The organism is Acidobacteriota bacterium (genome assembly GCA_022340665.1).
GTDB lineage: Bacteria > Acidobacteriota > Thermoanaerobaculia > Thermoanaerobaculales > Sulfomarinibacteraceae > Sulfomarinibacter.
Window position 1 is genome coordinate 1 of sequence record JAJDNM010000113.1, and the last position, 3366, is coordinate 3366.

General features: G+C 62.9%; 1 protein-coding gene. It reads left to right on the plus strand.

The genetic code is table 11. The features are described from left to right. The coding region (locus tag LJE93_12850) for a hypothetical protein (protein ID MCG6949793.1) at positions 1 to 3303 on the plus strand (3303 nt) is incomplete at its 5' end. Positions 3304 to 3366 lie beyond the last annotated feature (63 nt).

The following is a 3366-nucleotide window of genomic DNA, read 5'->3' on the forward strand; positions in this document are numbered from 1 at the left end:
GGCATGCTCGACCTCGACCTGTCGGGCACTCTCGAAGAGAAGCCGGTCGAGATCTCGGGGCGGCTCGGCACCCTCATCGGCCTGATCAACGCCGCCACCGTCGAGCACGACCTTTCGGGACAGCTCGGAGATATGGAGTTCGAGACCGCCGGAAAAATCGCAGACCTCAGGACGCTTGGCGGCGCGAACCTGACGGCTGAGTTGCTCGGGCCGGACCTCGCGTTGGTCGCCGAAACCTTCGATCTGTCAGGCCTGCCGAGAGACGCCTTCGAGGTCGAGCTGGAGGTGAGGGCGGCGGCCAGTGGATCTTATTTTGAACTGGTCGCCTCGGCGGGTGAGATCGTCACCGAGGTCTCGGGCACGGTCGATTCGCTCGCCAGACCCGCTGTCCTCGACGTCACTGTCGACCTCTCCGGACCCGACGTGGCGGCCGTCGGCACGCTCACTGGTGTCGAAGGTCTTCCGAGCAATCCGTTCTCTGTCTCAGGGCGCGTGTTGTGGTCCGGGTTTCCGCTCACCTGCGACAACGTCGAGGTGCGGGTTGGCGACAACTCTCTGTCGGCACATGGCGTTGTGGGCGAACCACCGCTCATGCTCGGCACCGATTTCACTTTCGACGGCAACGGGCCGGACATCGCATCGATTGCCGCACTCGCCGGCCTCAAGCTCCCGCGCAACAGTTTCTCGGTCGCCGGCCGTCTCGTCCGTCTCAAAGACGGAGTCAATGTCCAGGGGTTCGAAGCCCGGATCGGTCGCACCGACCTCGAGGTCGACGGCATTGTCGGCGATCCGCCCGAGTACGCGGGAACTGCCCTCACCGTCAAGGGCAGCGGACCGAACCTCGCCCACTTCCAGGAACTCGCCGGCACCGTCCTACCCGCCGAGCCGTTCGAGATCGACGGCAAGCTGAAGGAGGGAGAAGGCGCTATCACTCTCGAAGCGGTTCGTGCACGCCTCGGCGACACCACCGTCGAGATCGACGGACATCTCAGGACAGAGGCAGGCTTCGCTGGCAGCGACCTTCGAATAGCGGCCGACTCACCCAGCGCCTCCCGTTTGGCGGCGATGGCCAACATTTCCGGAATTCCACCTGAAACCCTCAGCATCCAGGGGCGGCTCAGGGTGCTCGAACAGGGCTATCGCGTAAACGATGTAACGGCCATTCTCGGCGACCTCGCGGTGAAGGCGGACGGCTATGTGGGTCCCCCACCGAGGCTGACCGGCAGCGATCTCGAGATCGAGGTCGAGGACCCGGACCTGTCGCATTCGGCGTCGATCGCCGGCATCACGGGTTTGCCCAGTGACCCGCTCAGCATCGATACGCGGGTCCGCGTTGAAGAGTCGGGTTATCGACTTGACGGTTTTCATGCGGTGGTCGGCGATATCGAGGCTCACGGTGACGGCTTCGTTGGTCGGCCTCCCGTACTCAACGGCACGAAGCTCGCGATCACCGCTCGAGGATCGCGAATCGCAGACCTCGGCCCCTACCTGAATCTGCCAAATCTCCCGGACGCTCGGTTCTCGGTGGCCGGCGGGTTGCGGGTGGTTGACGGGTTGTACCTGTTGGACGAAATCATCGCCGAGGTGCAGGACAACCGCGCCACGGTCAGCGGGACTCTGTCGCCATCCGAAAATCTCGCCGGAACCGATCTCATCATCGAATTCGATGGTTCCGACCTGGGTGAAGTGGGCCGCCTTCTGACCAACTTCGTCGAACTTCCCGAACTCCCTGCCGAGCCCTACACCCTCTCCGGACAGGTGGTGATCGACGATTCGGGTTACGAGCTGCGAGACGTCGAGGCAACGCTGGGCGATGCACGTGCCTCGGTGACCGGGAGGCTTGGATCGCCACCAGAATACCTGGGCAGCGACCTCAGGTTCGACATCGACGGGCCCGACGCTTCACTGTTGAGCGCGATGTCACGAGCGACAATGCCGACGGCGCCTTTCGAACTCGACGGCCACGTCGAGCGGCACGCTGCGGTTTATCGATTCCACGAGATCTCAGCTCGCCTCGGCGAGTACCGCGCGGCGATCAACGGCTCTCTCGGCGAAATGCCGAAGTTCATCGGCACCGACCTGGAGATCCGTGCCTCCGGTCCCGACGCGAATCTCTACGAGACGCTTTTCGGGATTCCGGACCTTCCGGACAAGCCATTCACACTTCACGGGCGATTCAGCGGCACACCGGAGCTTTTTTCGACCCAAGATTTCAAGCTCACATTCGGAGGCAGCGACGTTGAGGGCGTCTTCACAGTCGACATTACGGGCAAGCCAGCTGTCGACGCACGTTTGATCTCGCGGGTCCTGGACCTCAGCCACCTCCGGGAGCAGCTCGATGTCGCGGAAGACGCCACCGCTCAGAGGGGAGAGGCGGCAAAAGAGACGGGGGCAAAAGGCACCCTCCTGATACCCGACGAACCGATGGCGCTGGCGTGGCTGCAGGCGGCGGATGCAGAGGTGGCCATCAGTATCGAAGAGCTGCGTCTCCGGACGAATAACTTCCGGAATTTCACAGCCGACGCGCACCTCGAAAACGGCCGGCTCGAGATCGATCGGGCAGCGGCGTCCGGTCGTGGCGAGGGCAGAATGACCGGTTCGCTGCTCCTCGAACCGATCCAAGGAGAATATCGGTTCGAGACCAACATCTCACTCCGGAACGTCCGTCTCGACCCTCCCGACGCCGTCACACAGCTCCTGCAGCGCCCACCCATCGATATCGACATCGATCTCGGGGCCATCGGCGCGACGCCCCACGAACTCGCCAGCTCGACTCACGGCGCGGTGCAGCTGGTGATCGGCAGGGGCGTGATGGACAGCAGCGCACTCGACCGGGTGACCGCGGATATTCTGTTTAGCCTGATACAGGCGTTCAACCCTTTTGCCAAGGAGGATCCCACGACTGAGTTGGAGTGCGGGGTCGCACTCCTGCGCTTTGAGGACGGCATTGGCAAGCTCGATCCGATGGCCTTCCAGAGCGACAAGATGACCCTCCTCGGCAACGGAAAGATCGACCTTCGGACTGAAAAGCTCAACCTCGAGTGGATCACCAAACCGCGCAAGGGCGTTGGAATCTCGGCCAGCATGATCACCAATCCCTACATCAGGCTCGGCGGGACCCTGTCGGATCCGTCGCTGCAGCTCAAGGAAGCAGAGGCGGTGGTCTCGACCGGGGCTGCGATCGCCACTATGGGTCTTTCGCTGGTCGCCAAGGGGATGTTCGACCGCATCACGGCCGAGAAGAAGGTCTGCAAGCAGGCGCTCGAGGAGATCGAGGAGAGAACTCATGGCTCACCCGAATGAACCGGTGAACCTGAACATGGGCGCCAGTATGGGTGCCACGTTCACCATTGCATGGGTGCCATG